General features: G+C 40.7%; 18 protein-coding genes, 1 tRNA gene and 1 pseudogene. 12 read left to right on the top strand and 8 right to left on the bottom strand.

Features of this window, described 5'->3' with window-relative positions; translation table 11 throughout:
• Positions 1-69: 69 nt before the first annotated feature.
• From OC25_RS18350 to OC25_RS18320, 7 genes are all read right to left on the bottom strand, one after another.
• The gene (locus OC25_RS18350) at positions 70-1,002 is read right to left on the bottom strand and encodes a dihydrodipicolinate synthase family protein (RefSeq protein ID WP_039479062.1); all 933 of its coding nucleotides are present in this window, start codon (positions 1,000-1,002) and stop codon (positions 70-72) included.
• Between the two features lie 57 nt (positions 1,003-1,059).
• Positions 1,060-2,628 (bottom strand): sodium:solute symporter family protein, encoded by a 1,569-nt coding sequence (locus OC25_RS18345; protein ID WP_039479059.1) that lies wholly within the window; start codon positions 2,626-2,628, stop codon positions 1,060-1,062.
• A gap of 98 nt (positions 2,629-2,726) precedes the next feature.
• Entirely contained in the window at positions 2,727-6,299 is a 3,573-nt protein-coding gene (locus OC25_RS18340; protein WP_082018643.1) for a malectin domain-containing carbohydrate-binding protein, read from the bottom strand.
• 3 nt (positions 6,300-6,302) lie between these two features.
• Complete coding sequence (locus tag OC25_RS18335) at positions 6,303-9,119, bottom strand: glycoside hydrolase family 95 protein (protein ID WP_039479057.1); 2,817 nt, start codon at positions 9,117-9,119, stop codon at positions 6,303-6,305.
• A gap of 1 nt (position 9,120) precedes the next feature.
• A complete protein-coding gene (locus tag OC25_RS18330) occupies positions 9,121-10,722 on the bottom strand; it encodes a glycoside hydrolase family 28 protein (RefSeq protein ID WP_039479055.1) in 1,602 nt (533 codons plus the stop codon).
• 145 nt (positions 10,723-10,867) lie between these two features.
• Positions 10,868-12,421, bottom strand: a complete 1,554-nt coding sequence (locus tag OC25_RS18325; RefSeq protein ID WP_039479053.1) for an MGH1-like glycoside hydrolase domain-containing protein — start codon at positions 12,419-12,421, stop codon at positions 10,868-10,870.
• Positions 12,421-15,156 carry an alpha-d-galacturonidase gene (locus OC25_RS18320; RefSeq protein ID WP_039479050.1) on the bottom strand — a complete coding sequence of 912 codons (2,736 nt, stop codon included), beginning with the start codon at positions 15,154-15,156 and terminating at the stop codon, positions 12,421-12,423. The genes OC25_RS18325 and OC25_RS18320 overlap by 1 nt, the downstream gene beginning before the upstream one ends.
• 354 nt (positions 15,157-15,510) lie before the next feature.
• On the opposite strand from OC25_RS18320, the gene OC25_RS18315 reads away from it, so the two are divergent.
• The 5 genes from OC25_RS18315 to OC25_RS18295 all read left to right on the top strand — a co-directional run bounded on the left by OC25_RS18315 (position 15,511) and on the right by OC25_RS18295 (position 19,643).
• Positions 15,511-16,275, top strand: a complete 765-nt coding sequence (locus tag OC25_RS18315; RefSeq protein ID WP_039479049.1) for an SDR family NAD(P)-dependent oxidoreductase — start codon at positions 15,511-15,513, stop codon at positions 16,273-16,275.
• Positions 16,276-16,308: 33 nt separating this feature from the next.
• Entirely contained in the window at positions 16,309-17,163 is an 855-nt protein-coding gene (locus OC25_RS18310; RefSeq protein ID WP_039479048.1) for a fumarylacetoacetate hydrolase family protein, read from the top strand.
• 1 nt (position 17,164) lies between these two features.
• Positions 17,165-17,494 carry an L-rhamnose mutarotase gene (locus tag OC25_RS18305; RefSeq protein ID WP_039479047.1) on the top strand — a complete coding sequence of 110 codons (330 nt, stop codon included), beginning with the start codon at positions 17,165-17,167 and terminating at the stop codon, positions 17,492-17,494.
• 12 nt (positions 17,495-17,506) lie between these two features.
• Positions 17,507-18,328, top strand: a complete 822-nt coding sequence (locus OC25_RS18300; protein ID WP_039479044.1) for an amidohydrolase family protein — start codon at positions 17,507-17,509, stop codon at positions 18,326-18,328.
• A gap of 151 nt (positions 18,329-18,479) precedes the next feature.
• Positions 18,480-19,643 (top strand): alpha-hydroxy acid oxidase, encoded by a 1,164-nt coding sequence (locus tag OC25_RS18295; RefSeq protein ID WP_039479042.1) that lies wholly within the window; start codon positions 18,480-18,482, stop codon positions 19,641-19,643.
• A gap of 728 nt (positions 19,644-20,371) precedes the next feature.
• On the opposite strand, the gene OC25_RS18290 is transcribed toward OC25_RS18295, so the two are convergent.
• Entirely contained in the window at positions 20,372-21,523 is a 1,152-nt protein-coding gene (locus OC25_RS18290; protein ID WP_039479041.1) for an aldose epimerase family protein, read from the bottom strand.
• Between the two features lie 198 nt (positions 21,524-21,721).
• Here OC25_RS18290 and OC25_RS18285 point away from each other — a divergent pair, with 198 nt between their 5' ends.
• The 7 genes and pseudogenes from OC25_RS18285 (at position 21,722) to OC25_RS18260 (ending at position 26,487) form a co-directional block, all read left to right on the top strand.
• A complete protein-coding gene (locus OC25_RS18285; protein WP_039479038.1) occupies positions 21,722-22,393 on the top strand; it encodes an HAD family hydrolase in 672 nt (223 codons plus the stop codon).
• 3 nt (positions 22,394-22,396) lie between these two features.
• On the top strand, positions 22,397-23,095 hold the full coding sequence (locus tag OC25_RS18280) for an NUDIX hydrolase (protein ID WP_039479034.1): 699 nt from the start codon (positions 22,397-22,399) through the stop codon (positions 23,093-23,095).
• Positions 23,096-23,302: 207 nt separating this feature from the next.
• A tRNA-Lys gene (locus OC25_RS18275) sits at positions 23,303-23,375 on the top strand.
• 204 nt (positions 23,376-23,579) lie between these two features.
• Positions 23,580-24,626 (top strand): sensor histidine kinase, encoded by a 1,047-nt coding sequence (locus OC25_RS27025; RefSeq protein WP_052266303.1) that lies wholly within the window; start codon positions 23,580-23,582, stop codon positions 24,624-24,626.
• Positions 24,627-24,650: 24 nt separating this feature from the next.
• Complete coding sequence (locus OC25_RS18265) at positions 24,651-25,424, top strand: DUF4369 domain-containing protein (protein ID WP_052266302.1); 774 nt, start codon at positions 24,651-24,653, stop codon at positions 25,422-25,424.
• 26 nt (positions 25,425-25,450) lie between these two features.
• Positions 25,451-25,795, top strand: a pseudogene (locus tag OC25_RS27020) (peroxiredoxin family protein); the annotation flags it as partial.
• Complete coding sequence (locus OC25_RS18260) at positions 25,792-26,487, top strand: LytR/AlgR family response regulator transcription factor (protein ID WP_039479032.1); 696 nt, start codon at positions 25,792-25,794, stop codon at positions 26,485-26,487. The pseudogene OC25_RS27020 and the gene OC25_RS18260, both read left to right, overlap by 4 nt.
• Positions 26,488-26,672 lie beyond the last annotated feature (185 nt).

Below are 26,672 nucleotides of genomic sequence, written 5' to 3'. Positions count from 1 at the left end.
TTTAAAAATCTGCGAGGTCTGGTTGGAAAATGTCAGATGGTTACATCTGACACCACAACAAAGTAAAAATTATATAAACACTTCGATATTTAAATCGCTTCGTAAAGCGGTATAATCATCAAACAATTTTTCTACTTCTTTAACTACATTTGGTGTAAATGCGCCCACATTTCTACGGGTAAAGGTCGAAATGTTTAAACCGCGTTTTTGCAGGAAATATTTAGAGACTACCGGGTAAACATTATGCATTACATCCATATTATCAATCAGGAATTGTTGCACAACTGCCACTTCATCCTTTAAATGGTTATCGTTATAGTGGTCGCACAGCCAGACAATCAATTCTGGGAAATAATTGCCCTGAATGCAGGATAAACCAGCCGAACCGGCCTTTAGTGATTCTACAGCATGAACTACGTAAGCGTCGTACAAACCAAAAGCATGGCCTTCGGTCAGTTTTAATTTTTGTTTAATGGCGGCAAGATCCAGCGAGGTATCTTTATGGTAAATTACACGACCGGTAGCCACAAATTCTGCCAGTTGCTCGGGTTTTATCACTCTTTTATAAGGCACGGGGCATTCGTAAAAGCCTAAAGGGATATCATCTGTTTGTTTTAGCAAGTCGAAAACGCGCTCACTAAAAATCTGATCATCTTCTTTTTCATCGGCGAGTAAGCTGGTTATGGCAATAACAGCTTCAACACCGGTATCGCTCACTGCTTTTACAAAATCGGCCTGTTTGGAAATGGCCCCGCCAAAGGTTCCGGTAGCCATAACGGGTACTGCCCCATTTACTACTTTAACGATGTGTTTTATGGCTTCAATTCGTTCTTTATCGCTTAGTTCGAACATTTCGCTCGAAAGGCAGTTGGCAAATAAACCCGATGATCCGGCCTGCAAATAAATCTCTGTAAGCTGGGTAAGTGCGGGATAATCGATATTTCCGTTGCTTAAAAAAGGCGTAAGCATAACCGGGATGAACCCTTTTTGTGAGTTTTCCATTGTATTCTGATGTGATAAAATTGTCCTAAATAATTGCCCGATTTAACCTTCCGGATTTTAACTAGCAGTCTTGATTTTTCTGTTTTTAATTTTCGTCAGGAAAAGCCCTGCTAAAAAAATGGTTAAAGTACCAGTTACGATAATCATGTTTTTATGCAGCGGATTTCTAAAAGCTTCATATTCCGGAGGAAGAAGAGAAGAAAATGTCATCCATATAATTACGGCAATGCCGATAATAGTTGCGGTTATGGCTTCGTGGTTTTTGGTTTGCCGGCTTATAATGCCCAATAAAAACAAACCCAGCATACCAGCGGCGAAGATGCCCGAAAGCTCCCACCATACATCCAATATACTTTTTACCCCAATCATGGCTATGCCGGCAATCATGCCCAATAAACCAAAGGCTACAGTTGCGATGTGTAGCAATGATAAATTCTGTTTTTCACTGATCTCAGGTTTAAAATACCTTTTGTAAATATCAACCGAAAAAACGGTTGCCGAAGCATTCATTCCTGAACTGATGGTACTCATGGCTGCTGATAATATCGCCGAAACTATCAGCCCTACTAATCCTACTGGTATTTTAGTCACCATAAAATGCGGCATAATTTTATCGCCGTAATCTGCCGGTTGCAAAGCGTTTTGCACTTTTAAAATCTCAGTTGCAGAAGCATGTAATGGCAAGCGCTCTACGGCTACCTGATGTTTGATCGATTGTACCAGCTCGGGGTTAATTTCATAGTAGGCAAACAAGCAAGATCCTATAATAAAAAATAGTAAGGATGCCGGAATATACAACCATACACATAGCCAGATTGATTTCGAAGCCGCCCGGCTTGATGAAGCTGTGTGGTAGCGCTGGATATAATTCTGATCCATACCGAAATTGTTCAGGTTGATGAAAAAACCGTAAAGCAGTACCACCCAAAACGACGAACTGATAAAGTCAGGTTTAAAGCTTCCCAGGCTAAACTTATCGGCGGTTTTACCAATCTCTACTATTTTCGCTACCCCACCAGGCATATTGCTGATCACGAGATAAAGAATGAGTAAAGCACCAAAGGTCTTTACGATGGCTTGCACCACTTCTGTCCAGATTACCGCTTCAATTCCTCCTAAAACGGTATAAACGATGATACAAATGCCCATTACAACCATAATCATTTGCATAGAATAGCCGGTTAAAGCCTGTAAACTCAAGGCGATGCCGAAAAATATAGAGCCCATCCTTGCCAATTGCGTCAGCAGAAAACAAACCACTGCATATACCCTTGCCCAGGCACCAAAGCGCTTTTCGAGATGGGTATAGGCCGATATTTCGCCTGTGTTTCTGTAAAATGGTACAAAATATTTAGAAGCTACCCATGCGGCCAACGGCATCGAAATACTGAATACAAAGGCATTCCAGTTGCCACCAAAAGCTTTTCCGGGTACGCCTAAAAAGGTATTGCTGCTTAAAAACGTTGCATAAATAGATAAACCTATTGCCCATCCGGGAATGAGGCCCGAAGCTTTTGTAAATTGCTCGGAATTTTTATTTTTCCGCGAAAAATAAACACCAACTAATATCATTCCAACCAGGTAAATGGCGATAATCGCAAGATCGAATATAGGCAGACCCTTCATTATTGGTTGGCTCGTTTATTAATTTGGTTAAAACAAATATGCATCTCTAAAAAACAGTTTTCATATAAGATTTTGGCTACATATTGTACCATCTTATCTTATTGAACATCCAAAGCGTCAATACTTAAACCTTTGGTTTCGTTCGCAGTAATTCTTAACTGATAGGCACCTGCGTTAATCATACTACCGGTATTGGTACTGAAATAGTTCCATTTACCGGCCTTGGTTGGCGCAAATTCTGCCTGTTCTGTTTTCATTAAAGTACCATCGGCCGACAAAAACTCGAGTTTAGCTTTAAGGCTTTGTTCAAAAGGGTTATGATATTTAATGGTTAAAGAATAAGTATCGGCAACACCTACGGCGATATTCCAGGTTAAAACAGCATCGGTATTGGCTTTAAAAGTAACGCGCTCCTTACCCATCAATTCTTCTTTCGCAATGTTGTTGCCTTTTAAAGTGGCATCGGTAGCTTTGTAAGTAGTGGTATTTTTTAAATCGTAAGCAGGTTGTAAATGTGTAACCGGTAAAACGAAAATAGTTGCAGTGCGGCTATCAAAAATGATCTGCTCGTTTGGATTAAGTCTTTTACGGTAAAGTTGAAAGCTTTCAGCTTTACTGTTGATCAGGGCAGTTTTAGTATCCTCAAACCCCGCTGGCACACTGCCGTTGGGGTTTAGTGCCACAAAGGTATCTACTGTATCGGTCGCGGTAAATTCGATACCCTCCTGCCCGCGCGAAGCTTTCAGCCATTCGGCACCGTATAAGTTGGAAGGTAAACTGGTAAAATTTGTTTTTTCATTGGTAAATTGTGCCTCTCCGATATCCAGCCAGTTATGCAGCTCTGCATTTTTAATTTTGGTTAAAAGCGATTGGCTTGCTGGTGCAGGCTTAATGTTTTGATTTAAGCTGGCAATGGCTATGGCCGATATTACTGCCTGCCCAACTTTTATTTCCGGAAAATGAATCGTTAAAGCACCACCTTTAACGGTTGTTTTAATGGTTTTCTTCAACAGTGTATTACTTCCCGCTTCTTTCCAGATATCTAAATCTTTAATGACCGTTTTGCCATTAAAAGCCACATCGAATAAGCGCATACCTTTCGCATCTAAACCGCCGCCTATTCCTAACCAGGGTTCTATAAAATAAAGTTCTACTAAATATTCGCCATCTGGTAAGGGAAAGTGGTACTTCAATTGATCCCGGCCATATCTGAAAGTCTGGAATAGTTTCCAGTCGGCTGTGTCTGCAATGGGTTGAAAAGTACGGCGCTGACTGGCGAAAAAAACAGGTACGCCGGGAAAATCTTTAGTCCAGGAGCTTGAGCCAAAACAATCGTTCGCCGTTAAGTTCCTATCTGCCGACCATTGGTTGCCGTTGGCGTCAATATAATCATCGCCCCCACAGTTTAAACGATAAACATAGTGGTAGTTTTTTTCGGGAGCCATTATTTTTTTATCAGAAACAAGTTGATTAAAATCAGGGCTTTGTGGCAGATTTTGTAAAACGAGTTGATCTTTAGCGACAGCCTTTCCATTAACGTAACCTATCGCATACAATACATTATACTTAATATCAGGCTTGTCCCACTGAAAATGGGTGCCGATTACCCCTCGCTTCTTTTTGCCCAAAGATTGTCCGTTAATGTCGTTAAAAAGCTCAACTTCATCGCAATTAGAATATACCACCACGCTATCTTTTATGCCAGGCGTGCTCCAGCGGTTTGGCCAGGTATGCGATACGATATACACCATCGGTTGTGTTGTTTTTGGCGCATAGTTGGCCCTGAACATGTAAAAAACATCGGTAGGCTCTTCCCATGGCGTAAACATACCTTTGTAATTTACAGGGCCAATACGGTCTAAATCCCGAAGCCCTTCGCCACCCTGAACACGTCCCGGATTATCATGCGAGCTATACAGCCAGAAGAAATGACCTGCTGTTTTATCTTTTATCGTTTCGGCCAGGCGCACCTTAGTTTCCATTAAAGCGGTCATTTTGTTTTCCGTATAACCTTTGCCAGCTGCATCAACATCATGCAAATCGATGGTTCTCCAGGCGCCATACTCGCCTACCAAAACCTGTCTTTGCAGATCTTCGCCATAAGTTAAGGGATTGCCCCCATAGGTGCCTGTCCAGTTTTGGGGTACATCCCAATCGGTACCTTTACCGCCATTACAAGTGGTTACTTTTCTTTGCGAGGATGCGGTTGGATCGAGTTTACGGATTAATTCGGTGCATTCTCGCGCGAAATCCTCAGGCAAGGTACTTTCGTTTTCCAACCCCCATAAAACCACAGCAGGGCTGTTCCGTCTTTCTTTTACCCAGTCGGTTAAAAGTGTTTTGAAATTTTTTCTAAACTCCGGCGTATCATACCAAATGTGTGCTGCCATTTGTGTCCAGCATAAAATCCCTTCTTTATCCCAATAATCAGAATATAGCAAGTTGTGTGGTTGATGTGCATCGCGGAAAGCATTAAAACCTGCAGCTTTAATCTGCATTACGCGTGATCGGATTTGCTCATTGCTAAAAGCATGACTTTGACCGATTAAATGTTCGTATTCGGCAATCCCATTAATAAATACAGGTTTTCCGTTTAAGAGAAATACTTTCTGATTGGCCTGATCGCCTATTGGCCAGCTAATCCAGCGGATACCGTAAGGTGTTTGCTGTTCATCTACCACCTTGCCATTTTCAATAAGGGTGGTTTTAAGGGTATAGAGATAAGGACTTTCCAGCGACCACAATTTCGGGTTTGCTATGGTTGCCGTTTTTTGTGCCACATCAATTTCTCTCCCTGGAGCAAGATGAATGGTACTCTTTAAGGTTTGTACCACTTTTCCATTCGCTTCTGTTAACTGATTGATCAGGCTAAGCGACCTACTTTTTGAACCATAGTTTTTAAGGTTTGTAGTGAAATTTAAAACAGCAGCCTTTTCCGAAATTTTATTGTCGTTCCAGATGTGAATACCAAAAGGTTCTACCCGAACTTCATTGGTCACAATCAGGTGTACAGGTCTGAAGATACCCATTGGTTGTGATCCCTCTGAAAAACCACGTTCCGTAGAGCAACCGCCGTCAACCCATGGTAAATCCTGGATGTTAGCCGGATGATCGGCCCTCACCGCCAGTACATTTTCTGCATTGTTAAGTTTAATGGCTGCTGTAACATCGAGCGTAAAGGTCGTTCTGCCACCTGCGTGGTAACCCACCTTTTTACCATTTAACCAAACAGTTGCATAAGAGCCCACGCCTTCAAAATATAAAAAGAAGCGTTTTCCTGCCTTAATTTCATTTGTTTTAAAACTTTTGAGGTACCAGGCATAACCATGTTTGTTGCCATGTAGCTTGCGCTGATAGCCCTCATATTGATCCCAGTTGTGGGGTACATTTACATTTTTCCAGTTTTTTGTGTTAAAAGCGGCTGCCTGAAAACCCTCAAAAGCATTTATGTTTTTTTCATCGGCAACAGTAAGCCAGCCGGCGTTTAAGGAAATCGTTTTGCGGATTGGATTTTGTGCTTTAACGAAATTTATGCTGCATAAAGACAGCAGCACAACAATTAGGTATTTGCTATAATTAGGTTCGTGTTGACACGAACCTAAGCGTTTGAAGTATCTGTTACAGGAGATTGCTTCGTCGTTCCTCCTCGCAATGACGATTTTATTATTCATGTTTTAAAGCAATTTCAAATCTCCGTTCAGTTTATAGGCTTCGCCTGCTTTGGTATGCAGTTCTACCACTAAATTTTTATAATGCAACCTGCAATCTCCACTGGTTTTAGATTTAAGGGTAAATGAAGTTAATGTACCTTTATCCCAGGTTAAATCTACCTCAAAACCGCCTCTGGCTTGTAAACCTTTGATGTTACCCGTAGGCATCGCCGTTGGCAAAGCGGGTAAAATATCAAGATAGCCCTGATGGCTTTGCATAATCATTTCGGCTATCCCGGCTGATCCGCCAAAATTGCCATCAATTTGAAACGGTGGATGCGCATCGAAAAGATTTACGTAAGATCCGGCCCCGTTATTGGCTGGTTTCATTAACATTTTCACCAGTTTCATGGCATGATCGCCATCTTTAAAGCGTGCCCAGAAATTTATTTTCCAGGCTAAACTCCAGCCGGTGGCGTCATCTCCGCGATACAAAAGCGATTGCTTTGCCGCCCGCATCATTTTAGCATCACCATCCCAGGTAATGTCGTTGCCCGGATAAACACCCCACAAATGCGAAACGTGACGGTGTTTATTGGTCGTATCGTCTTTGTCAGTTAGCCACTCCTGCAACTGGCCATATTTACCAATCTGGTTAGGAGCCAGTTGTTTTAGCTTTTCCTGTAGCGTTTTTTTGAAATCTGCATCAATATGGAGTACATCGGCAGCCGCAATACAATTTTTAAAAAGTGAGCGGATAATTTGGTGATCCATATTTGGTCCGGCTACCAAACCTCCATTTTCGGGTGAGTTAGATGGCGTACTGATTAGCCAACCTGTTTTAGGATCTTTTACCAAAAAATCTACAAAGAACAAGGCTGCCTGTTTCATCGAAGGGTAAGCTTCTGTTTCGAGGAATTTCTTGTCCTGGCTAAACTGGTAATGTTCCCATAAATGCTGACTTAACCAGGCCGCACCGCTCATCCAGATGCCATGATTAGAGGCATTTATAGCAGCAGTTCCGTTCCATAAATCGGTATTATGGTGTAGTACCCATCCCCTTGCGTTGTAATATGTTTTGGCTGTTTCGCTACCAGTTTTGGTTAAGCCTTTAATTTTCTGGAATAGAGGCTCGTTTAAAGCCGATAAGTTTAAAACTTCTGTTGGCCAATAATTCATTTCCAGGTTAATGTTGGTGGTGTATTTACTGCCCCATGGTGGGGTTAATAAATCGTTCCAGATACCTTGCAGGTTGGCTGGCTGGGTGCCGGGCCTTGAGCTCGAGATTAACAAATAACGGCCATACTGCATGTACAAAGCTGCAAAGGCAGCATCGTTAGCGCTTGCGAATTTTTCCAGGCGTTCATCAGTGGGTAATTTTTCATTCTCCGAACGACCAAAACTAACCTCAAACGTGTTGTAGTATTGCTGATATTCTTTAATGTGGTTCTGCTTAATTTCAGCATAGGTTTTCCCTTTCAGGCTGTTTAATGCCTTAACATTGGCGGTAGCTGGTGAGCCCGAAACATCCTGCGCGTTAATAAAATTGGTGCCTGCAGTTAAATAAAGTGTTACTTCATCGGCCTGATTTACAGTGATTTTTCCGTTTACAAATTTTAAACTGCCTTTTTTAACAATAGCTGTTAACCTGCTTTCTCCTTTTAATGCACCATCTTTTACCTGTACACTTAGCGCCAGCGTTTGTTTATCAAGTACCTTTATCGACGATTTACGGTGCGGGCTTGATAATTCGGCATCGAAACTGATAGCTTTAGGTTTATCGGCAGTTAATTGAATAACTATGGCCTGGTTGGGCTGACTGGCCAAATATTCGCGCTGATAGTTTACCCCATTGCTGGTGAAGGTAGTTTTAGCAACCGCTGTGCTGATATCAAGCGATCGCTTGTAATTGCGTACCAGCGATTTAGTAAGTTTAAAGTATAGGTTTAAATCGCCGAAGGGTTGATAGCTGCCCTGGTATTGTGGTATAGCAGGTGGATTTTCATCTTGTATTTTATATTTCCATGCTTTCTCCAGTGAAACTCCTTGCGTAATATCTGATCCTACCGGATAAATACCAATTTTCTTGCTGGTATCTTTATAACCAACCAATCCGCCTTTATCGGCATAGTTAAGCACCTGAATCGCGATGCTATTGCTGCCTGTTTTAATCAGTTTTGCCGGGATGGTATATTTTCTCGGTTCGGTATTATCGGTATTGCCTACCAGTGTGCCATTAATGTAGGTAAAATCCTGATCGCGAACACGGTTAAGATCGAGCACCAAATCTTTTCCACTCCAGTTTGCGGGCACATTGAAAGTAGTTCTCAGCCAAACTGCTCCATCTAAATTGGCTAATCCAACCGTTTCCCAGCCATCAAAAGCAGGTACCTGAAGGGTTTTCCAGTTTTTGTCATCGAAATTAGCCAATGCCGGATTACCAGTTAAGCCTTTACCAGCTTTCATCTCGTTTACCCAGGTATTTTTGTCTCCGGCTTCGCTTTGTAGGCCCATAAACTGTGCTTGTGCAAGCGTTTCGGCTTCTTTTTGTTTCCCTTCAAAAAGCAGTTCTCTAATATCGTTTAAATATTTATAGGCACCTTTGCGGTTGTAATCTCTTGGCTTTCCGGTCCACAGCGTTTCTTCGTTAAACTGGATATGATCAACCATAGTACCAGCAAAAAGCATCGCGCCAATGCGACCATTACCAATCGGTAATGCATCTGTCCATTTTTCTGCAGGTTTATTGTACCACAAAGTATGGTTGTTTTCTTGTGCCCATCCATTCGAGTGAATGGTTACTCCTAAAATTAAAGTGCCAAGTAAAAATTTAAATTTCATGTTATTGTCCTTTGTCGCCTGAAATAATTTCAACGGTGGCCGTTACTTCTTTTTCTTTTTTAACAGGCATTTTCACCCTTCTGAAATTATTGTTGCCTAAAAATATGTTTTTGGTTTCAGCACCACTCAATTTCAGGTAAGTATTTATTTCGGCTGCAGGAAAAGCATTGTATAAAAATAGGTCAGAAACATTGGTTAAATCAATTACAGCGGCGTTTGCAGGCACTTTGTAACTTTTTAAAGCATCTATAATCAGGTTGCTTACTTGAGTGGCTTTTACTGCAGGGCCAATTTGCGTATTAACGGTTACATTGTGTAGTTCGATATCCGTAGCATTTCCAATCGAAAAACCGCTTTTCGCATCAAGGTTGATGTCGTTAAAAGTAATGTTGCTGATGGGCATTTCTTCCAGCCCGTTTAAATAGGCTGCCTGGTTTACCTGCCCGGTAATATTGGCGAAATGAATATTCCGGAATGCGGGTGTACGTGCTGACACAGGTTCAACGTTGGTTTTAGCGTATTGCATATCGAGTACAATGGCTTGCTCGCGGATATTTTTCATGATGATATTACTCACCCTGATTTCCTCCACTACACCACCCCTTCCGCGTGCGGTTTTAATGCGGATACCCCGATCGGTTCCATCGAACACGCAATTGGAAATGGTTATTTTGCGTACATCGCCCGACATTTCACTGCCAATTACCACACCGCCATGACCTGAGAGCATGGTACAATTGGTAATTACATAGTTTTCGGCCGGAGCTGCCATTTTCCTGCCTGGCGCATCTTTACCCGATTTAATGGTGATACAATCGTCTCCCACGCTGATGTGGCAATCGGAAATATGAACGTTTTTACACGATTCGGGGTTAATACCGTCGGTATTTGGCGAATGCGGATTGTTTATTGTTACCGCATGAACTTTCACATTCTCGCAAAACTCCGGATTAATTGTCCAGAATGGTGAATTGCGAATGGTAATGCCATCTATCAGCACGTTTTTGCAAAACATAGGCTGAATAAACGGCGGACGTAAAAAGCCACGTTTCATTTGTTTGGGATCATCAGGTAAAATGATATCCTTATTCAGACTGGCAAAGGTGGTTTGCCATTTGGAGATTGGCTGACCTTCTTTATAACCTTCAACAAAATCCCACCATTTTTTGCCATGACCATCAATAATACCACGGCCAATAATCGAGATATTTTCGGCTTTATAGGCATAAAACAAAGGCGAAAAACTGGTTACATCTACCCCTTCGTAGCGGCTTTTAACCATCGGAAGGTAATCATCGAAGTTATCGCTAAAATGCAGTTCTGCTCCGGCATCAATCAAAATGGTAATATTGCTTTTTAAATGGATTGGACCTGTTAAATATTTACCTGCAGGGAAATAAATGGTACCTCCACCAGCTTTTGAAGCGGCATCGATGGCATTTTTAATGGCTGTAGTAGCCAGCTTACTACTGTCGTTTTTCGCCCCATATTTGATAACATTGTAGTATTCCTGTGCATTAACACTGAGGTAACCTGTTAAGGCTATTGCAAAAATTAAAGTCCTGATTAAATATTTCATCTGCTTTATTAAAAGTTTCGTCATGCTGAATTTATTTCAGCATCTCTCAATTATTTTAAATCGTCCTCGTTTGTAACGAGGATGAGCGAGTCAAGCGATTGTATCGCTAATTATAATTATTGTTTAGATTCGTGTAGACACGAACCCAGGCTTAGGCAGCATTATCGCCTTAATTCATCACTACTTTTAAAGGTTTCAAATCTTTGCCTTTAAAAATCATTTTACCATCTGCAAACACTAAAAACCCTTTGCCTTTGTGGTATTTGTTTCCGGTTTTATCCCACAATACCGTTAAAGTTTTGTTGTGATAAGAAACATTATCGAGGATAAACCAATTCCATTGATTTTTGGGAATCAGTGGGTAAATTTCCAATGTATTGTCTTCACGTGGTTTGATACCAACCAGATCGTTGATAATCAAATCGCAAAAAGTAGAGTGATTATAAAAACTGCTTCTCGGATTATCGCCTTTTAACCATTCGCCATTCTTCTCGTCCTGATATTCGCCGATATATGGTTTGCCATTTTTGGTATGCGATGCAGCGAATTTATGTAATTCTTTATAGAACACGGCTGCGCTCATTTTACCATGCTGTTTATAATTGGTAAGCAGATTGGCCAATCCTTTGAGTGTTTGCGAGCTGGCAAATGGCCAAAGTGCACCATCCCATTCGCAACTGTGCCCTGTACCGCGCGTTCTGAATGTTGGGTTTCTGCGTTCGGCGGTTGTTAAGCCCCAGGGTGCATTAAAGCCCGCGGTATCCACTAACTGATCCCAGGCTTTTGCATAGCTGGCTTTATCGTCTGGCAGATTGAAATCCCATGGAATAAAACCAATGGCTTCGCGAACTTCAGCATGTCCGCCTTTTGCCTTTCTGGTCTCGAAAAAAGCTGAAGCTGGATTCCAAAGACTATCCTGTACGAGTTTTTTAATCGAATCGGCCTTAAGGTTATATTTAGTTACTAAGCTATTGTTGCCAAACATTTTACCGAGCTTACTTAAAGCAATAGCATTGCCATACATGTAGCTGTTAATGGTCGGTCTTTGGTTTTGATCCTTCCTCGATCCGCTAATCGATTCCTCCATTCCGTCTTTCACATCGTTTTGCCAGAACAAACCGTTTTTAAGCTTCCGCTCCGATTCCCATTTCACATAATCTTTATCCAATGCAGGTAATATCTCTTTTAGGAACTGTTGATCGGGTTTTACCAGGCTGTTTTGATATACGGCATCATCAACCCAGCTGCTAAACTGGTGAAAACGTTGCTTAGTTTGACCTACATCAGCATGATAGAGCCAAAATTTCACATAGTCCTGCAAATAGCTATTGTCTTTTAACCACCTGCCTTCGTAAAGATGGTGACCTAAAGCGCAGCTAATTGAATTGTATTTACCTGCATGTTTTACGGGTTCTATAAATTCGGTAAAAATGAAACCCTCCGGTGTTTTTACCAGATGCTTGCGGTAAGTCCACCAGCGGTAATAATAGTTTTGCTCCAGCACCTCGTCCGGGCATTCGAATAAAGGAATCTGCCCCGAAAGCCAGGTAAAGGCTTCGGCATTGGGTACGTAGTTTTTTACAGCCTCAGTATCAATAGAGTTAAAGTATGTGACATACTTTTTCAGTTTATCTGTTCCGATAACCGTTTTTTGCTGCGTAAAGCCTGTAAAAGCACATAGCGATAATGCCGCTGTGGCTATAAAATTTCTTGTGTTTATCATTATTCAAATAACCAATCTATATCTTTTCCGTGTCCGTCCAAACCTGCGTTGAAAATCCGCAGTTCCTGTTTGTCATCAATAAAACCCAGTACCAAACAAGCTCCTTTGCCTAAATTTAAGGTATGCGTACCTGCCGCGAAAGCGTAAGCATGTACGTTTACCGGCGGAAAACCTGTTGCAACCAGCGCATTCGATATCTTAATTTCCGATTGACCATAATTATTGGCACTTGCATCTGTTTCCAGTTGTGGTGGCGCCAGATATTCAGCGTTTTTCTGGTTAAAAAAGCCAATCAACAATTTAACGGGCTGCGTGGTAGTAAACTTAATTTCTGTTCCGGTTTTAATTTGGCTGGTTTTGGAAAGTTGAATGCCCTTTAAACCCAGCAACACGTCGGCAACCTCTTTAATTTTAATGGTAGTATCGCTAAAAACTACAGCATCTTTAGCAATTGTATAACTGGCTGTATGATTTAAAACTTGCACTGATGCAGCTTTGTAATTAATAATTTTAGCCGTTTCTCCTTGTTTAACCGATTTTAAAGAATCGATACTGTGTTTAAAATGATTAAGCTCCTTCGTGAAAACCGGTAGCATTTCGCGCCAGTGAATAAACGTTTTATCCACCCCACGCATTGGGATTTTACGCTGCTTGGTTTGCATGCTGTTGGCATACAGATAAGTTTTTTCGGTGTATTTAACCAGGTTGGCATAGTGTGCTACACTTTTTTCAAGAAAAGGCAATGCCTGATCAAGATCGGCCACTTGGTTTGAGTATTTATAGCGTAAGATCCAAAGGGCTGCTTTTACCTTTTCAGCATAAAAATTGGCCATGGCATCATAACAATACATGTCGTTTTTAAGCCTGTTAAATTCTGCCGTATCTTTGGTTACGGTTGGGGCGGCGTTTTGTATAGCGGCTAAAGCTTTCTGACCATGTGCTACAACCTCTTTGGCAATTTGCACAGGTGTTTCGCCAATATGGCCTTGCTTTTTCCATTCTTTCTCGGCGTAATCGATAATCATCTCTCCTTCTGGCGCTTCCGATTCGTACATTAAGGTAAATACGCCATAACGGAAAGGATTAATCAGCTGCGTCATTAACATGCCCAGTGTTAAAGTTTGACGGTTGCCATCGGTTATACCATACCGGCGCAGGAGTTTGGGCGAAATTTCTCCCGATTCTTCGTAAGCATTCAGAATGGCCTTGCCACCAGTTAAGCTGGTGCCGTATTTATCGGCCAATGCTTTGCCCCAATAGTTTATTTCCTGCGTGCGGTCTCTTTGCGAATTCCACGAATACCGGGCCCATTCCTTGTACCAGATCCAGTCGCGGTCTACTTCTAACAAGCGGCCTTTTACATGGTCTGCAGCATAAGGCCAATCCCAATAGCTGGCTTGCGGGTAGAGGTGTAAACCCTTGGCACCATAAATCTTGTTCATGGCTTGCACCGATTTTTGGATAAAATCAGCAGATCCATATCTGAAAGGTTCCAGATTGGCCAGGATGTGTACGTTTGAGATATTTACCGTGCCAATAGCAGCCAGTTTACGGTTCAGTTCTGCCCAGGCCCCTCGAGGCGTGTAAGTAGTTAAAGCTTCGCCATTAAATTTATTCTCGGTATAGAGGTTTTTATAAAGTGGTAAAGCGGCTTTCATTACGCTGGGCGCATCGGTATCGTGTGCGCGCAATACAATAGGCGGCTCTTCTTTTATACCGGCAGCTTTTAAGCCATCCTTTACGCCGGGGATAATTGTTTTGGTAAACCAGTCGATATCATCCTGCCCAACTCCTTCCATGGCTTCGCCTAAAGCTACCATTAAACCTACGTTCGGGTATTTTTCTACAAAAGCTGCAATTGATTTTTGGGTGTAATCGGCAATTAAAGGGATAATCGGGCGGTTACGGTCTTGCGTTTTTAAGCCATGTTTATCGGCAAAAGGTTTAGGGATAATGATATTGTAAAACATCTGGATTACCCAAATACCACGTTTATCGGCTTCGTGTGTTAAAAACCTGAAAATTTCCTCGTTCTTTTTGAGGGTAGCATCGTCTACTTCTACGGCATAAGGATAGGCTTTCAATCGCAATAAAGAAGAAAACGGGTGACCGTTCCATAAGTAAAGCGAGTTGTAGCGGTTTTCCACCATCATATCCAGGTACTTAATCCATAAAGCTTTATCGTAAAGCCAGGGAAAAGTTTCAGGAGTATACGGATATTCATAAACATCGTGTCCGGGTAAATAATCAGGCTTTTGCAAACCGATACAAGTGCCACGTAACACCATTTCAGGCTGATCGGTAAGCGATAAGGCCGCAGGTAACTTGCCAGTGTCTTTAATCTGGTCGGCAAGTTCGATGCAGCCATATAAAGTGCCCGATGCATCATGACCCGCTATATAAATGGTTCCGTTTTTATCGGTATAAATGGTGTAGGCTTCTTTTTTAGCGGCGGCTACCTTGGTTTTTACGGCTGCCGGAAGTTTTCCAGCCATAACCGCATCAGAAAATACGCCGATTACAATGCCCGGTTTGCCCGCTCCTGATTTTGTCTGTTGTATTATTTTAGTCTGATAACCAATTTTGTTCAAGGCTTTTAAAACCTGGTCTGCACCAAACTTTACCCTTACATGCGCAGCTGGAGATATTAAAATGTTTTTATCCGTGCGGTTGGCAGCACTTGAAAACGAGATCGATAAAAAATAACAGGAAATAAAAATCAGAAATTTTCTCATTCAATTTGGCTCTTATAACAAAGCCTTAAAAATTAGGCTTTTGTATGATATTTGGTTGTAATATTATTTAAATATAAAAATAATATTCAAATATAAGTAAATTAGCCTTTCGCTTTTGTAATATTTATGCAAGGTAAAGCGCTTATAAAGGCTTGTGGCGGGTATGACAATATCTGTTAATATTTAGACAAGAAGATAAAATTTTTAATCAACAATATTTATTTTATTTGTAGTCGTATTCTAATCAATTATAACATTATGCCGTTTTTTCGGCTTAGCAAGATAAACCTATAATATTAAGGATGCGAAATCAAAATACGTATATTACATCATCAATCAATTTAAACAACAAACATGTTTTCACTCAAAAATAAAAAAGCAGTAGTTACAGGTGGCGGAAGTGGAATTGGCAGGGCTATAGCAACTATTTTAGCTAAACAGGATGCCGAAGTGCACATCATTGAACTGGGTATCGAGCAGGCACAAGATACATTGGATGAAATTAAAGCAGCGGGTAAGCAGGCTTTTAGCTATGCCTGCGATGTTTCAGACCACAATGCTGTTAAAGCTGTTTTTGAACAAATTGGAAGCATCAATATCTTAGTAAACAATGCCGGTATCGCACACATTGGCAAGGCCGATACTACTGAAGAAAGCGATTTCGACAGAGTGATGCGTGTTAACGTTAAAGGTGTTTACAACTGCCTGTACGCTGCTATTCCGCAAATCCGTTTAGCTGGCGGAGGTGTAATCATCAATATGGCTTCTATTGCAGCATTAATTGGCTTGCCAGACCGTTTTGCCTACAGTACAGCAAAAGGTGCGGTAAAAGCCATGACCATGAGTGTGGCCAAAGATTACATTGGCGAAAACATCAGGTGTAATTCTATTTCTCCGGCAAGGGTACATACCCCATTTGTTGATGGCTTTTTACAGAAAAACTATCCGGATAACATCCCTGAAATGTTCGAGAAGTTATCTAAAACCCAGCCGATTGGCCGTATGGCTAAACCCGAAGAAATTGGTGCACTGGCTTTATATTTATGTAGCGACGAAGCTTCGTTTATCACTGGTTGCGATTACCCGATTGACGGTGGATTTACTACTTTAAACAATTAATATCCTTTTTAAATACAATAAAGAAAATATAACATGAAATTAATAAGATTTGGCGAAGCAGGAGCAGAAAAACCAGGCGTAATTATCGGAGATAATTATTATGATGTATCTGCATTGGTTAGCGATTATAACGAAGCATTTTTTGGTGGCGATGGTTTGGAAAAACTAAAATCAGCTATCGCATCTGCCGATTTGCCACAGGTTGATAAAGGTGTTCGCCTTGGTCCGGCTTTGGCGCGCCCTTCAAAAATTATCTGTGTAGGCTTAAACTACAAAGACCACGCAGCCGAAACCAATGCCCCTATTCCAACCGAGCCAATTTTATTCTTCAAAGCTACTACCGCTATTGTAGGACCGAATGACGATTTGATTATCCCTAAAAACAGTAAAAAAACAGATTGGGAAGTAGAATTAGCCATTGTTATTGGTAAAAAAGCCAGCTATGTAACTGAAGAAAATGCTTTAGATCATATTGCGGGTTATGTATTGCATAACGATTACAGCGAGCGCGAATTCCAGTTAGAGCGTAACGGACAATGGGTTAAAGGAAAAAGTGCCGATACTTTTGCGCCAATCGGGCCATTTATTGCCACACAGGATGAAATTGCCGATGTGCACAACCTGCGTCTTTGGTTAACTGTTAACGGCAAAACTTTGCAGGATGGAAACACCTCGAACCTGATTTTTAATGTGCCGTTTATGGTTTCCTATATCAGCCAGTTTATGACCCTTTTACCGGGCGATGTAATTACTACAGGTACACCTGCAGGTGTTGGTTTAGGCCAAAAACCTGAGCCTTGGTATTTAAAACCTGGCGATGTAGTTGAGTTGGGTATTGATGGTTTAGGCACCAGCAAACAAACTGTTAAAGCTTACGGCGAAAATTAATATGAAAAGATATTGCCTGGCACTCGATCTGGTTGATGATATAAAGCTTATTGAAGAATATAAGCAATACCACCAATCGGTTTGGCCCGAAATTAAAGAAAGTATCAGCTCGTCTGGTATCGAAAACCTGGAGATATACCTCACTGGTAACCGCCTGTTTATGATTATGGAGGTGAATGATAGCTTTTCTTTTGAAGCCAAAGGAGCAGCCGATTTAGCCAACCCGAAAGTGCAGGAATGGGAAACTTTGATGTGGAAGTTCCAGCAGGCTTTACCGGGAGCCAAACCTGGCGAAAAATGGATCTTAATGGATCAGATATTTACACTTTAGTGCTTTTATAATATGATTGATACCCACGTACATTTTTGGAATTTCGACCCGGTGAGAGATAACTGGATTAACGATGATATGCAAATTATCCGCAAAGATTTTTCTCCGGAGAATCTTTTGGATGTGTATAGCGATCTCAATATTACCGGATGTGTTGCGGTACAGGCCAGTCAGTCGGAAGAAGAAAATCATTTTCTCCTGAAACTGGCGGAAGAGAGTGAAATCATCAAAGGTATTGTGGGCTGGGTTGATTTACTAGACCCCAATCTGGATGAACGTTTAAGCTTCTGGCAAAATCATCAAATCATTAAAGGCTGGCGACATATCCTGCAGGCTGAAAACCGCGATTTTATCTTAAATCCGGCTTTTATTGCAGGTGTTAAGCAATTAAAAAAATACAACTATACTTACGATTTATTGTGTTATCACAATCAGTTGGAAAATATTATACAAATGGTTGATCAAATTCCCGATCAGCCATTTGTATTGGATCATTGTGGCAAGCCCGATGTAAAAAGTGGGGATTTGAAAGCCTGGACAGCAAACATTAAAACCCTGGCCGCAAACCCTAACGTATTGTGCAAAGTATCGGGCCTTTTAACAGAAGCCGACTGGCAAAACTGGACCGAACAGGATTTGTTTAATTGCTTTGATGTAATATTCGAGCAGTTTAGTCCGGAACGCGTAATGTATGGCAGCGATTGGCCGGTAATGTTATTAAGCAGGCCTTATCAGGATTGGTTTAATGTAGTAAATAAATACACAGAACGTTTTACAGTTGCAGAAAGGAGAATGATTTTTTCTGATAATGCAAAGCAGTTTTACAAACTTTAATAGCTGTTTTTGGTGTTGCAGCGGCTAATACCTGGCAACGCAATGCTTCAAAGAAACCAAATATGGCCGATAGTGCAGGACGGAGATTACATTATATTGTGTTAGTTTTCGGCTTTTTAACACCCCTGCGGCCAAGACAATAAATAAAATAATGAGTAAAAAAATTACCTTTCCTTATCACAGTCAATATCCTTCGGTAGCTGACCTTAGAAGTAAAGCAAAAAGAAGAATACCAAAATTTGCATTCGATTATTTAGAAGGAGGCTGTAACGAAGGGCTAAATCTTGCCCGTAACGAATCAGATTTCGATGATATCTATCTAAAACCAAACTATTTACGCGTGGGTGGAGATATCGACATGTCGGTTGAGCTTTTTGGCCGTAAATATAGTGCGCCTTTTGGTATTTCTCCTATTGGATTACAAGGCTTGATGTGGCCCAATGCGCCCGAAATTCTGGCCAAAGCGGCAGCCAAACATGATATCCCTTATACGCTGAGTACGGTATCTACCAGCAGTATCGAGCGCATTGCTGAAGTTTCGGAAGGTAAAGCCTGGTTTCAGTTGTATCATCCTACCGAAAACAAACTGAGGGATGATATTTTATCGCGTTTGAAAGCAGTTGAATGCCCGGTTTTGGTGGTACTGGTAGATGTGCCTGCCTTTGGGTTAAGGTATAAGGAAATTAAGAGTGGTCTTTCTATACCACCTAAAATGTCGGTAAATAATATTTTGCAGGCATTTGCAAGGCCGTTGTGGGGCATTAAAACTCTACAGCATGGTATCCCCTCTTTTGCTACGTTAAAACCGTACATGGAAAAAGGAATGGATATGTCGCAGCTGGGACAATTTATGAACAGAACTTTTACCGGCAAAGTCGATATCGAAAAAGTTTCGGCTATCCGCGAAATCTGGAAAGGCCCATTGGTATTAAAAGGCATTGCTACTGATGAAGATATGCAGGCAGCTATACAGATTGGTGTTGACGGGGTAATTGTTTCGAATCATGGTGGGCGACAAATTGATGCAGGTGAATCATCGATCAATTCTTTAATTAAACTTGCCGGAAATGATGCCTATAAATCAAAACTCAAGATCATGCTGGATGGTGGAATTCGTTCGGGAGTTGATTTGGCCAGGGCGCACGCCGTAGGTTCCGAATTTAACTTTATGGGCCGCCCGTTTATGTATGGTGTTGGTGCATTGGGTAATGAAGGCGGCGAGCATACCATCAATATGTTTAAAACTCATTTGTACCAGATTATGCAGCAGCTTACGATAGAGAATATTTCGCAATTCCCTGATCGGTTATTGTAATTTAACTTATCTACTGGTTGGTGTCGCACCAACCAGCTCTATTTATCATTATTGGCTGCCTAAGTGTTTCGGTTATTGTAATTTCATCCGGATGTAATCATATAGACTTGTCATCCTGAGCTTGTCGAAGGACCAGCTCAAACACTTAGTGTAGCCTTTCTTACTGGTTGGTGTCACACCAACCAGCTTCTACTCCGCTCGAAATCTATTTCAATAGATTTCTCCATTGCGCCACCGGTGAAAAACCGGCCGGCTCCAGTCGAAATGACGATTATCTACTGGTTGCTGTCACACCAACCAGCTCCTTTCATACATTTTCGCATGATGAGCGCTAGTTCATCCCCCTGCCCCCTTCAAAAGGGGAACGAGATAGGTTAAATTGATTATCTACTTTTTCGGTCGGTGAGACACCAACCGAGAGACGAACAAAAAAAGACCTCGCAGGTTTAAAAAACCTGCGAGGTCTATCGTATACTATCTACTGGTTGGTGTCGCACCAACCGGCTCATAGCATTTTCGCATGATCAGCTCCAGTTCATCCCCCTGCCCCCTTCAAAGGGGGCCGAGATGTGCTAACCTGATTAGCTATAAGAATCATGCTCTTCCGTGCTTATCTGTGCATCCGTGGCAAAAAGCCTTACGCATAATAAAAAGCCCTCACAGGTTTTTAGAACCTGTGAGGGCTATCCAATGTTTCGGTCGGTGAGACACCGACCGATAGATGAAGCTTATTTCGAAAACTTATAAGTCGTACTCGTTTTATACGTTTCGCCTGGTTTAAGCACGGTCGAAGCAAAATTCGGGTGATTCGGTGCATCAGGGAAATGTTGCGTTTCTAAACAAAAAGCCGAACGGTGTGGGTACGATTTACCACCTTTACCATCTTTATCTGCTCCGGTTAAGAAATTACCACTATAAAACTGCAAACCAGGCTCGGTAGTAATTACCGATAAGACAATGCCTGTTTTAGTACTTTTAACCACGGCTACCGGGGTTTTACCATCGTGGTGCGTTAAAGCAAAGTTATGATCGTAACCTTTACCAAATTTTAACTGCTCATCGTTATCGCCAATCTGTTTACCAATTAGTTTCGCTTTGTTAAAATCAAAAGCCGTACCTGCAACAGGTTGTAATTTACCGGTTGGAATCAAAGTCGAATCAACTGGCGTATAAGCGCTGGCATCAATCATTAATTCATGGTCTAAAATGGTGCTGTCGCCTTCGCCGTTTAAGTTAAAATAAGCATGGTTGGTTAAGTTTACAATTGTAGTTTTATCGGTAGTAGCTGCATAATCAATTTGCAGCGCATTGTCATCCGTTAAAGTATAAGTCACTTTCACATCCAGTTTACCCGGATAACCGGCTTCGCCATCCTTAGAAACGTAGCTTAATTCCAGCTTTGTGCTATCTATTTGTTTCGCATCCCACACTTTGCCGAAAAAGCCATCGGTACCACCATGTAAAGTGTTTACGCCGTCGTTCAGTTGTAACTGGTATTCCTTGCCATCTAAAGTAAATTTGCCTTTACCAATGCGGTTTCCGTAACGACCAATTAAGGCCCCAAAAAACGGTTCGCCTTTTTTACGGTAAGCACCCACACTATCATAACCCAATACTACATCGGTTAGTTTGTTGTCTTTATCGGGCACCAGCAGCGAAACTACGCGGCCACCGTAATTGGTAATCGATACCGAAGCACCTTGTTTGTTCTTCAGGGTATATAATTTAACCGCTTTACCATCAATGGTGCTGCTGTATTTTAACGAATCGGTTTGGGTACTGGCTGCTGCTCTTTTATCCGTTTTCGGGTTGCACGCGCTGAAAGCAAGGGCTAAACATAAGGTAGCCAATGGTAAGGCCTTAAGAAGTGGTTTTTTCATCAGTTATGGGTTTTTATTTGATGAAGCAATCGTGATTTTACCGGGCAAAACCCCTGATGCTTGCATACAGATTTATTTTTGGTTACAGCTAAAGTAGTAAAAAATAATTAACGTCAAAGTGACGATTATAATATTATTTCGCTTAATATTGACCATCATTTCCCTACATCAAAAAAAATCACATAATTTAGCAAGAATATGCACGATTTTAATTTCAGGCCTAAAGCTTTTCTTTTCGATTTAAACGGCACCATGATTAACGATATGGAATACCATACGCTGGCCTGGTATAGTATTATGACCGAAGATTTAGGTGCAAAACTGGATTATGCAAGTGTAAAAAAAGAAATGTATGGTAAAAACCACGAAGTACTGGAGCGCGTTTTTGGTAAAGGCAAGTTTAGCCCTGCAGAAATAGAACGCCTTTCAGTTGATAAGGAAAAGCGTTACCAATCGGGTTATTTACCACATCTGGCTTTAATAGCTGGTCTGGATCAGTTTTTGGAGCGGGCAAAGGCCGCACAAATCCCGATGGCCATTGGCTCAGCTGCCATTCCTTTCAACATCGATTTCGTGGTAGATGGTTTAAACATCCGCCATTACCTGGATGCGATTGTGAGTGCCGATGATGTACAAACGAGTAAACCCGATCCCGAAACCTTTTTAAAGGCTGCAGCTGCACTCGGCATTGCCCCGGCCGATTGCCTGGTGTTTGAAGATGCACCTAAAGGCGTAGAATCTGCCCTGAACGCGGGTATGCCCTGCCTGGTGCTTACCACTACACATACCATCGAAGAATTTGACGGTTATCCGAATATTTTGGGCTATATTACCGATTACAACGAGACTAAATTAAATATGCTTTTTTAAAACATGGGAAAATATTTAAATCAAAAACCTGTACTGGTTGCTGTTGACTGTATTATTTTTGGTTACGACGGCGAAGAACTGAAACTCTTGGTGATTAAAAGGGCCATTGAGCCCGTAAAAGATCAATGGAGTTTGATGGGTGGTTTTATTGGCGAAAATGAAAACCTCGATGGCGCAGCCAAACGTATTCTTTTAGAACTTACGGGCTTGCACGATGTGTATTTAGAGCAGCTGCACGCTTACGGTAGCCCCGATCGTGACCCGATTGAGCGTACGGTATCAGTTGTGTACTTTGCCCTGATCGATATCAATAAATACAGTAAACAAATTAACGACCAATACCATGCCGAGTGGTTTAAACTTAAAGAGGTGCCGGAACTGATTTTCGACCACAACATTATGGTAAAGGCAGCAATGGATAAAATCCGTTATCAGGCAGCCCTCCACCCTGTTTTATTTGAGTTATTGCCAAAACGTTTTACCATTCCGCAATTACAAGCTTTATATGAGCAGGTGTACGATGCCCCGATTGATAACCGCAACTTTATTCGTAAAATAACGGCCAGTGGTTTGCTGATTAAACAAACCGATAAAGATAAATCGAGCTCGCGCCGTGGTGCTTTCTATTTTAAGCTCGATAAAAACAAACACAAAGCGCAGTTTCAATCGTTTTTAAACTTTATACCGAAGGCGGCTAAATAAGAACCGGGTAATTAACGGCCTGTTTCCTCCGGGTTAATTTTTATTTAAAAAAAGATGAAAATTATTTTCTCACTTAGCCTTTTTAAAATCAAGAGGTTACAAACAGATAACCTAATTTTAACGTTAAAGACCAAAAACATTTTATAAAAACATTTGCAAAGAAAGGATTAATCTCTATATTTGCACCTCCTTAAACAAAGGGAAAATGATTCCGTAGCTCAGCTGGTAGAGCATTACACTTTTAATGTAGTGGTCCTGGGTTCGAATCCCAGCGGGATCACAGAAAGCCTCACAGAAATGTGGGGCTTTTTGCATAAATAGATATTTTCTACAGTGGTAGGCTTGCAGATTTCGATTGGATTGTTGAAAGCTCTATAATAATACTAAGCCCAGTCATTTCACCACATATTTGAGTGTACTTGCCACATTAATTAAATAATATTCCTTTAGTTTGCTTCCTTTGCTCTCAATCAAAAGAAATACTATGTTAACAGGTCTTAAAAAATTACTAATAAACTGGATTGCCCATTTTGTAATGATGTGGATTGCAATTACTGCATTTACACTTATTCCCTATCTTTATCATGTACATATGTGGGGTAATTACATCGTAAATACCGATGGTACACCAGTTTCAGGTTGGCAGTACGCCACCAATTTACGTAGTGATTTATTTGTTGTTGCTCTTTGTATCTTGTTGACTGAAGCTGTAAGAATATTTCTGTTTAAAAAATATCATTTCATTGTTTTTATTGGGGGATGTTTATTGACTGGAATGATTTCCTGCGCAGGAATTATTTATTTACGCCCAAATGTTTTCAAGCAACAAGGTAAACTTTCTGCTATTGAACCTATTTTATATATAGCCGTTTATGCTTTTATTTACGTAATAGTGAGGGATTATTACCTTCAATATAAAAATAGAAAGCTATATAGGATCCAGCAGTCGGAGAACGAATTACATGCTTTAAAGGCACAGCTAAACCCACATTTTCTATTTAATGCCTTAAATTATCTTTACGGTACTGCTTTAAAAGAAAATGCACCTGACACTGCTCATGGGATTGACATCATGTCTGATATGATGCGCTATACTATTCATGGAATGCATGAGAATTTTGTTCAACTCCAGGATGAACTTAAATTTATGGAGAACTATCTGCGACTTCAGCAGGTGCGTTTGCCTGCGAAGGAAAGTATCAAAATTAACAAACAAATTGTTTCAGATGATCATAAACAAAAAATAGCGCCGCTTTTGCTCCTGCCGTTTATAGAAAATGCTTTTAAATACGGGATCAGTATGGATGCGCAGTGCGAAGTTCAGATAAAAATTGTTGTGGTAGAAAATGAGCTCCAGATGGAAGTGTTTAATACCATTGTTCAGAACCGGGCAGAAGTTGGCGGAAATAATACAGGAATAAAAAATACGATTAAGCGTCTGGATCTTCTTTATCCAGATAGTTACCGGTTGGATCATAAGAACACCGGTTTAGATTATAAAGTTTCATTTTGGTTGAAACTCAGTTCTTAAATACATCATTCAATTTTCTTAATCATGATTAAAAAAGTAATGTTACTGCTTTGGGGAGCAGCAGTTCCTCTTATGTCTGTATGTCAGACTAAAGATTCATTGTTCACTGTTAAAATAACTGCACCAAAAATGCCTTCAAGGGCTAAAATTTACCTGTTATACCAAGAGGAGGGTAAAAAAATAATTGATTCTGCAGTGCAGACTAATGGCTTATTCGTTTTTAAAGGTAAAATAGATGAGCCAAAATATAGTACTCTTGTTTGCGATACCACAAATATTGGTTTATCAGGAATGATAAAAAAACAATATGATAAACCAGATTTATTGCGAATGTATATTTATCCGGGGCATGTAGCGCTGAAGACCTCTAGCCCTTCAATTGCTGACGCAACCTTTGCTGGCAGGGGTATCAATTATGATCATATTAAGTTAGAAAAATTGCTTAACCCTATTTATGAAGAGATCGACAAAATTAATCTGAGGGAAACTCACCATGAGCCAGGCACCTCAGCATTGAACAAGAAATTAGATAGTTTAAGCGCGGTTAAACAGGCCATTCGTCTGAAATTTATTATTGATAATCCAGATAGTTTTATTGCTCTGAGTGCATTGGATGACTATGCAGGAATCTCGCCGGATATTGCTGTTATTGAGCCAATGTTAAACCGGCTTTCGGTAAAATTGCAGAATACACCATCAGGTATACAGTTTCGGAAATTTCTATCAAACCAGCATGACCTTAATCCCGGTAAAACAGCTCCTGTTTTTATTCAAAATGATACTGCAGTAATCCTGTAAATTTAGCCTCCTTTAGAGGGAAATATGTTTTGATTGATTTCTGGGCCTCGTGGTGTGGACCTTGTAGAGATGCCAATCCTGAACTTGTTAAAATCTACAATAAATTTAAAGATAGAAATTTTACTATCTTGGGTGTTTCACTTGATGGTGCAGATGGAAAGGATGCATGGTTAAAAGCAATAAAGGATGATGGATTAAGCTGGCCCCAGGTTTCGGATTTGAAGCATTGGAAAAATGAAGTGGGAAAGCTTTATAGTATCAGGAAAATTCCACAGAGCTTTCTGATTGATCCTCAAGGTGTAATTATAGCAAAAGATATTGAAGCGACAGAATTAATGGAGAAGCTTAAACAAGTATTACCGATAAAATGATCAAAGTAATTGCAGTTGACGATGAACCTGTAGCGCATGATATTATTCGTACCCATGCAGAAAAGATACCTTTTATTTCGCTTGATGCCACGTTTTTGAGTGCTACAGATGCATTGGTTTACATTAAAAATGAACGTGTAGATTTGGTGTTCCTCGATATTGCGATGCCTGATCTGTCGGGTATTGAGTTTGCCACTATGATAAACGCTGAAATTCAAGTCATTTTTACTACCGCTTATCCGGAATATGCATTAAAAGGTTTTGAGTTGGCTGCTACAGACTATTTATTAAAGCCTATCAATTTTACGCGTTTTTTAAAGGCCTGTCAGCTTGCCGAAAAGAGGCTTCAAGTGCATGAAGGTAAAAAAAGGAACAAAGAACAGGCTTTATTTGTAAAAGACGGCCATGACTGGGTGCAAATAAAGTTTAATAACCTGGTTTATGCAAAAGCCGAAGATAATTATGTGGATTTACATGAAACAGGTAAACATACGCTTACGCGGATTACATTAACTGAATTGCAATCAAAACTTCCTGCGGATCAGTTTTTGAGGATACATAAATCATTTATAATTTCCAGACAGAAAATTGAGCGGATTGAGAAGCATCAGGTAACTGTAGCGGGGAATAAGATTCCATTGTCTAAATTTTATAGAGACCAGCTTCTGCAAGATCTTGGGTCAGAAGTATAGAAGACATGACATATATCTAGAATTAACCTAGAATCTGGCGTTAAGAAAGAGCCTTGCGCCAGCTTAGTCTTATTTATGTTGTTAGACGTATCTTTAAAATTTATATCTAACTGTGCTTTTATGTTTTGGAGTCTGAATCTGGTAAGCAATCCCCTGTTTTTTACTCACTTCGTCAAGGTATAGAG

This window comes from Pedobacter kyungheensis (assembly GCF_000812965.1).
Classification (GTDB): domain Bacteria; phylum Bacteroidota; class Bacteroidia; order Sphingobacteriales; family Sphingobacteriaceae; genus Pedobacter; species Pedobacter kyungheensis.
The sequence above is the reverse complement of the archived record's forward strand: the minus strand, read 5'-3'. Positions and strand labels throughout refer to the sequence as shown.

Coding starts and splice junctions, on each gene's coding strand:
- OC25_RS18300 (WP_039479044.1), top strand. CDS start 17,507: ATGATTGATACCCACGTACATTTTTGGAATTTCGACCCGGTGAGAGAT.
- OC25_RS18260 (WP_039479032.1), top strand. CDS start 25,792: ATGATCAAAGTAATTGCAGTTGACGATGAACCTGTAGCGCATGATATT.
- OC25_RS18315 (WP_039479049.1), top strand. CDS start 15,511: ATGTTTTCACTCAAAAATAAAAAAGCAGTAGTTACAGGTGGCGGAAGT.
- OC25_RS18305 (WP_039479047.1), top strand. CDS start 17,165: ATGAAAAGATATTGCCTGGCACTCGATCTGGTTGATGATATAAAGCTT.
- OC25_RS18310 (WP_039479048.1), top strand. CDS start 16,309: ATGAAATTAATAAGATTTGGCGAAGCAGGAGCAGAAAAACCAGGCGTA.
- OC25_RS18325 (WP_039479053.1), bottom strand. CDS start 12,421: ATGATAAACACAAGAAATTTTATAGCCACAGCGGCATTATCGCTATGT.
- OC25_RS18280 (WP_039479034.1), top strand. CDS start 22,397: ATGGGAAAATATTTAAATCAAAAACCTGTACTGGTTGCTGTTGACTGT.
- OC25_RS18350 (WP_039479062.1), bottom strand. CDS start 1,002: ATGGAAAACTCACAAAAAGGGTTCATCCCGGTTATGCTTACGCCTTTT.
- OC25_RS18285 (WP_039479038.1), top strand. CDS start 21,722: ATGCACGATTTTAATTTCAGGCCTAAAGCTTTTCTTTTCGATTTAAAC.
- OC25_RS18290 (WP_039479041.1), bottom strand. CDS start 21,523: ATGAAAAAACCACTTCTTAAGGCCTTACCATTGGCTACCTTATGTTTA.
- OC25_RS18345 (WP_039479059.1), bottom strand. CDS start 2,628: ATGAAGGGTCTGCCTATATTCGATCTTGCGATTATCGCCATTTACCTG.
- OC25_RS18335 (WP_039479057.1), bottom strand. CDS start 9,119: ATGAAATTTAAATTTTTACTTGGCACTTTAATTTTAGGAGTAACCATT.
- OC25_RS18330 (WP_039479055.1), bottom strand. CDS start 10,722: ATGACGAAACTTTTAATAAAGCAGATGAAATATTTAATCAGGACTTTA.
- OC25_RS18320 (WP_039479050.1), bottom strand. CDS start 15,156: ATGAGAAAATTTCTGATTTTTATTTCCTGTTATTTTTTATCGATCTCG.
- OC25_RS27025 (WP_052266303.1), top strand. CDS start 23,580: ATGTTAACAGGTCTTAAAAAATTACTAATAAACTGGATTGCCCATTTT.
- OC25_RS18340 (WP_082018643.1), bottom strand. CDS start 6,299: ATGAATAATAAAATCGTCATTGCGAGGAGGAACGACGAAGCAATCTCC.
- OC25_RS18265 (WP_052266302.1), top strand. CDS start 24,651: ATGATTAAAAAAGTAATGTTACTGCTTTGGGGAGCAGCAGTTCCTCTT.
- OC25_RS18295 (WP_039479042.1), top strand. CDS start 18,480: ATGAGTAAAAAAATTACCTTTCCTTATCACAGTCAATATCCTTCGGTA.